The organism is Lederbergia ruris (assembly GCF_018332955.1).
GTDB lineage: Bacteria > Bacillota > Bacilli > Bacillales > Bacillaceae_C > Lederbergia > Lederbergia ruris.
Genome location: NZ_BORB01000045.1, coordinates 23,841 through 30,361, shown reverse-complemented (window position 1 = coordinate 30,361; position 6,521 = coordinate 23,841). Strand labels below are relative to the sequence as shown.

Sequence of the window (6,521 nt, the reverse complement as noted above, 5' to 3'; positions counted from 1 at the left end):
AATGGTCCAACAGGAAGTGTAGTTAATTATTGAGTTGTTAGCAAGTGGCTTTTTCTTTTATGCATAGCCCTATAGGCCATGCATAAAAGAAGTGCCATAACCTACATTTTTAGTTTGCCATAAACAAGTACAACTAAATCGCAACAAAGTCAATTACAAAATGCATAAAAACAACAAATACAACATTATGATTAACTTAGTTATATAGAAAATATGATTAGTCTTAATATGCATGGTTTTCAGTGGAAAGCGGAAAATTTTACTAAGCCAGAACAAAGGCGCAAGCGCCCGTTTAGCGATGTACAAACTTAAGGTAATAAGGTTGAACGGCTAAAGTCGTGCCGTTCTGACCAACGTCCTGTTGGCCTGTGATAAAGGAAACACAGCTAGTTGCTCGGCGCTGGAGCCGGAAGTCAATACCCACTTTTAGAACTTATCCACAAGCTAGAATTTATAGTACGCTAAAGCATAAAAAACCTCCCGATAGTCTATTCGGGAGGCTGACAATTATTTATTAAAGTCTTTTAATTTATCTCCAATCATATCACTTAATTGGAAGCCTGAAGTTTCTTCCGGAAGCTCAAAATCTTGATTGTTGTCTTCCTGTTCTTCTAGTTCTTTTATACTTAATGAAAGACGTTGTTCACCTTCATTAACATCCAATACTTTGACATGAACAGTTTGTCCCTCTTCTAATACTTCATGTGGTGTCCCAATATGTTGATGGGAGATTTGCGAAATGTGAACTAACCCTTCTACGCCAGGAAGTACTTCAACAAAAGCACCGAAAGATACGAGTCGCTTTACAGTTCCTTTAAGAACAGAACCTACAGGGGCTTTTTCAGCAATATTTTCCCAAGGCCCAGGTAAAGTTTCTTTAATAGACAAAGAAATGCGTTCATTATCTCGATCTACTGATAAAACCTTAACGGTCACTTTTTCTCCTTCATGAACAACTTCAGATGGTTTGTCAATGTGTTGATGGGAAAGTTGTGAAATATGCACTAAACCATCCACTCCACCGATATCAACGAAAGCGCCAAAATCTGTTAATCTTTGTACAGTTCCTTCGAGAACTTGATCTGATGATAGTTTTTCTAATACATTCTTTCTTTCTTGCTTCTTCTCTTCCTCGACAACAGCACGATGTGAAAGAATAAGTCTGTTTTTATCCTTATCCAATTCTACAATTTTAAAAGAAAGCGTTTTTCCTTGATATTCCGAAAAATCCTCAACATAATGATCTTCTACCATAGAAGCGGGAACAAACCCTCTTACTCCTAGGTCAACAACAAGACCACCTTTGACAATTTCGTTCACTTCAGCATCAAAAATTTCATTATTTTGATAGCGTTCTTCCAACTTTTCCCAAGCTTTTTCTGCATCCACTTTTCGCTTGGAAAGAACCAAAAGTTCTTCTTCCACTTTTGTCACAATTAAATCAAGAACATCTCCCTCGCTGACAACATCCGATGCCTTTTCAACATGGAGGCTGGATAGTTCACTAATCGGGATAATACCATCAAGTTTACTTCCCTCAATATCGACAAGAACTTGTTTTTCCTCGATTTTAGTGACAGTTCCTTTCACTTGATCTCCCTCAGAGAAATTTCTCACTTCAATATCATTCATTTCCTCGGGCATATGTACTCCTCCTATCGGCTTTAAAATACAAGAATTAATGAAATTTCTTCTTTTTTAAGTTAATTTCAAATCATCCTCTTATTAACTTCTTACAAATGAATACGTTTGTCAAGTAATTGTAACTATATGTGACATTCAATTAACAAGTATGTTCATTTATAAGTTTTTGGATTTCTGACATGATCACTTCTGTCGCGACATCAGCCGATGTTTTATTTTTACGAATTTCCGTAAAATCTATTGGTTTTCCAAAAACAACCTTTTGTTTTTTAAACGGCTTATATGGACCAATCACTGCACAAGGAAGGATATGGGCATTTGAACGTAAAGCAAAGAAACCCGCACCAGCTAGTCCCTTACCAAGTTCCCCTGTTACACTTCTAGTTCCTTCCGGAAATAACCCAACGACTTTATCTTCCTTTAATAATTTTAATCCATTTCTTAAAGCTTCTCGATCACTCATGCCCCGTTTAACTGGAAAGGCATTGATCGCATTCATTAATTTCTTTGTGGCTGATTTTTGGAATAGCTCCGCTTTTGCCATAAAATGAACGGGTCTAGGTGCAGCGATGCCCACTGTTGGTGGATCTAAATTACTGATATGGTTGGAACATAGGAGAACCCCACCATCTTTTGGAAAATGCTCAAGTCCAATTACTTCAACACGATAGAGAGGCTTGAAAATGCATTTCACAACCCCTCTTGCAAAATTATAAAAAGTCACTATTTCTCCATCCTTTCATTAGCTAACTGATAAATTCGGTCAGCCACTTCAGTAATTGAAAGTGATGAAGTATCGATTTCAATCGCGTCATCTGCTTTTCTTAATGGGGAAAATTCCCGTTCGGAATCTTGTTGGTCACGCAAACTAATTTCTTTTTTGAGCTTTTCTAAATCTGAGGAATACCCCTTTTGAATATTTTCAAGATGCCTTCTCTCTGCTCTTACCTCAACACTCGCGACTAAAAATACTTTTAATTCTGCATTTGGCAAAACTTCGGTACCGATATCACGTCCGTCCATCACAACGCCACCAGCTTGGCCTAATGCCTTTTGTTGTTTCACCATTTTTTCCCTAACCAGACGGTGGGCTGCTACAGTTGACACGGTATTGGTTACTTTATCTTCACGTATGACGTCTGTAACATCTATGCCATCTACAATGACAAGTTGTCTTTTTTCAGATGGTGATAGTTGTATATTTGTATGGGATAGTAGATCAGCCAACTCTTGATCGTTTTGGATATTGACATTTTCCGCCAAAGCTTTGTATGTTAAAGCTCTGTACATAGCTCCTGTATCAACGTATATGTAGGACATTTTCTCAGCCACAATTTTAGCCACAGTACTTTTTCCAGCACCAGCTGGACCATCAATAGCAATACTAATTTTATTCAATTTCAAATTCCTTCACCTGCTTGCTTCATATAAATATGATTTTAGTTTATGTTTATATTATCATATAACACACTAAATTCCTCCTAAATACATGTAGAAATTTATTTAGGAAAAGCTACAGGTGATCATGATTACATGACAGAACGCAATCAGTTGTATTAGAATCCCCTTACAATTATTTATTCGTGTGGATTGATCTTTTGATGAAATACATCCAACTTATCCTGCTCTTCCATACCGGAAACGCCTTCATATTGAATTAATTTATTTACATAGTCAAACCAGGTTACATGTTGAAATAACGTTTGAACACCAATTAGAATAAACAGGTGGAATAAAACTAGTTTTAAGAAAATTCGTTCCAATCTTTTCATGTTCACCACTCCGTTTTTTCCTTTATTATCGCCAAGTTTGTATTAATTTATTTCATTCATCCCTCTTTTTCGATACTCTAATTGTTTTTCAAACGTATAACGGATTAGCTGTTGTTGCTCCTGATTAGATAAATTTAAAAATTGCAAAGAAATAAGATGTACTCCTTTTTTTTCGAAATTCCTTACAACTCTACACGTAATGGTAAGGTAGAGATAGTCCTGTGATGAAAATGGCAACACAAGCAAAACTTCACCCAGCTCTCCCTTTTTAATTTGGGCATAACGATTTACAATTGAACAGCCTCCCGCACTTATATCTTCTGTTACGGTTGGAAAGTATTTACCTGCAATTTTCAGAGAGGCATCTAAACCTGTTTTTACACGAACAAATTCTCGGCGTTGAATCTTCATTAGTTGTTCCTCGTCCGGAAAAAATAAAATCAATAAAGGAATCTTATTTTTCATTTGCCCTAACACCTTTGTTCTGAATAAATAGGCATTTCCTGTTTCTTTAACAGTAAAACTCGCAAATAATTCTTCCTCTTTTAGTAAAAAAATGACCCGATTTGATTCACTTCCCACCGGATAGGTTATATAAATTTTGTTCTCAGAGTAATCAGCTATTTTTGTTTTAAAGCTTTCCGTTTTATTTTCTCTATCTAATTCCAATGTTAGCTCCATACCCACCTTGATCATCCAATATCCCACCTATTACTTTTTTACTATTCATTTAGTATTATCTCAAAGAAATTTTTTAATTTCTAGTATTTTAAAAAACAAAACCCATCTAAGCATTCTAGCTTTAGATGGGTTTTCCCTTAAAGAACATCTTCATATAGAGGCTCGGCATTTTGGAGTTTTTCTACTTTTTCTTCCATTCCCGTTTCGGCATTAATATATATTCGATAAGTATCGTTCCCCATTGTACCCATGAATTCATGACAAAATACATCTTTACCAAGGTCATTAGCAATAATGGCCGGCCTGTGTTCCATTATTTTTACATTTTGATTGATATAATCCCGTGCCTCTTCTTTTGTCAACTTTGGCTTAGGAATTTCCCGATCATGATGTCCTTTTAAATAGTCTGAAGCAGCCAAGCCAATAATCTGTCCATTATCGAGAGCTACCTTTACCTTAATGGATTCAGGATAAATGGTCACACCATCTTGAACAGTTGTAAAAGTAAATAGCCCTTGTGTATCATACTGCATACTTTCGTTTAATTGCAAATCTACATACTGATGTTTTTCTAAATAATCCTTAGCTTTTAAAGCTGCATCATTTAAACTGATTTTTTGTTCCCCAATCTGACGATGGTTGATTAACCAAATCGGATATCCGCCTTTTTTCGTCATATCAAGACTAACTTGATCTCCACCGCTATCCAGATTTATACTGTAAAAACGATACTCTGAACCTTTCCCACTCTCGGTTACCTTTACATCTTGAATATTTTTTAATCCTGCATAGTCTCTTGCAAGCGAAACAGCCTTTTCTTTAGAAATCGATTTCCCGTCTAAATGCTTAAAATTCTCTTCTTTTTTTTGAAATGTGACCATTGTCGTATCTTCTAAATTTTCTTCATCAAATCCTTTAACCTTCTTATCAACCGTTTTGAATCCATCAATGATTGTATTATCAGCCGCTTCTTTTCCAGAAGCTAGAGCCAATTCAACATCCATCCATCTCAAGTTGTTCTCCAGAACTGAGTGTTGAACCTTACGCAGTTCTGAACGAATCTCATCACTTTGACTATACAGCTTTTCCAATGTTGTGTATTCCTTCTTAGATAGTGGTTCCTTATCTAAATCACGTACTGCTGTTTGGTAACTAAAATTTCCGATATTCGCGAGAAATTCTTCTGTCTTATTAAAAGGTAACAATGTTAATGGCAGTTGTCCTACCTGTGTTCTGGCTTCAGAGGTAATCCGCCAGACGTCCGCAAGCGCTGGTGACAAGGATTTTCTAGAATTCATCGCTAGCGTCGTTCCGATTTTATCGTGTAATACATCCATTTGATAGGACAAATCATGAAAAGCACGTTGATAATTATTTTCTGCATTCATCAAAATAGCATTTTTTTCCTGATGCTCCTGATACCCCCAATAGGCTGTACCCGCAATTCCGATTACTAAAACGCCAATTAATATAGATCTAATCAAAATTCAACACCTCCCTATTACATGCAAAAGATATGTTTTCCAATTTGTTTAATTTGCGGTCGAGTCCAAATCCAAGCACTGGTAGCGGTATCTGGATTAAAGTAGTAAAGTGCACTACCTGTTGGATCCCATCCATTAATTGCATCCAAAACTGCTCGTTCTGCTGTATCATTTGGTTCCAACCATATTTGACCATCTGCGACCGCTGTGAATGCTCCAGGTTCAAAAATAACGCCAGATACTGTATTTGGAAATGATGCACTATTCACCCTGTTTAAGATAACAGCAGCAACAGCTACCTGGCCTTCGTATGGTTCTCCACGGGCTTCCCCGTGCACAGCATTAGCCATAAGTCGAATATCATTTTGTGAAAAACCTGCAGGGGTGTTTGTGGCAGATGGTTTCGGTTGGGAACCACCACCTTGATTACCAGCTTGTCCTTTATTAGGTGAAGATTGTTTGGATAAATCCGTTCCACCATAATGGGTAAACTTATTGCCTTTTCGAATTTGGTTCTTCACATACTGTTGATCGTATTTTGAAGCTTTAATAAGCTTTGCCTTCGTATCTCCTCCGGCAATTCCATCAATAGGTAAGCCAAATTCACTTTGAAAATTTCTTAATGCCCAATATGTCCCCCAACCGAACACACCGTCAATTTTCCCATTGTAAAATCCAATATACTGCAGTCTCGCCTGTAGTTCGATCACATCATCCCCAACTGCCCCTTTTTGAATAACCTGATTTGTAAATGCACGTGTTTCATGAATAGTGGGAACAGATATTAGAATAATACTTACGAATAAAACAGCTAGTAACTTAATCGCTTTGCTATATCTCACTTTTATAGCCTCCAAAAGTTGTTTTCCTAACCATATTGTCTTAAGGAAAACCCAATTTTATTCATAAAAATTATAAAAATAGTTACGTTCATAATGCC

7 protein-coding genes are annotated in these 6,521 nt (G+C 36.6%); all 7 read right to left on the bottom strand.

Annotated features, from left to right (window positions below; all coding sequences use genetic code 11):
• Positions 1-507: 507 nt before the first annotated feature.
• A complete protein-coding gene (rpsA, locus tag KI363_RS18640; RefSeq protein WP_158324441.1) occupies positions 508-1,644 on the bottom strand; it encodes a 30S ribosomal protein S1 in 1,137 nt (378 codons plus the stop codon).
• 139 nt (positions 1,645-1,783) lie between these two features.
• Entirely contained in the window at positions 1,784-2,368 is a 585-nt protein-coding gene (locus KI363_RS18635; protein WP_158324442.1) for a lysophospholipid acyltransferase family protein, read from the bottom strand.
• Entirely contained in the window at positions 2,368-3,042 is a 675-nt protein-coding gene (gene cmk, locus KI363_RS18630) for a (d)CMP kinase (RefSeq protein WP_373306811.1), read from the bottom strand. The genes KI363_RS18635 and cmk overlap by 1 nt, the downstream gene beginning before the upstream one ends.
• A gap of 179 nt (positions 3,043-3,221) precedes the next feature.
• A complete protein-coding gene (locus KI363_RS18625) occupies positions 3,222-3,416 on the bottom strand; it encodes a DUF5359 family protein (protein ID WP_212967278.1) in 195 nt (64 codons plus the stop codon).
• Between the two features lie 42 nt (positions 3,417-3,458).
• The gene (locus KI363_RS18620; protein WP_158324445.1) at positions 3,459-4,112 is read right to left on the bottom strand and encodes a flagellar brake protein; all 654 of its coding nucleotides are present in this window, start codon (positions 4,110-4,112) and stop codon (positions 3,459-3,461) included.
• A gap of 122 nt (positions 4,113-4,234) precedes the next feature.
• Positions 4,235-5,581, bottom strand: coding sequence for a germination protein YpeB (ypeB, locus tag KI363_RS18615; RefSeq protein ID WP_158324367.1), 1,347 nt, complete (start codon positions 5,579-5,581; stop codon positions 4,235-4,237).
• 17 nt (positions 5,582-5,598) lie between these two features.
• Positions 5,599-6,375, bottom strand: coding sequence for a spore cortex-lytic enzyme (gene sleB / locus KI363_RS18610; protein WP_246516951.1), 777 nt, complete (start codon positions 6,373-6,375; stop codon positions 5,599-5,601).
• Positions 6,376-6,521: the final 146 nt, after the last annotated feature.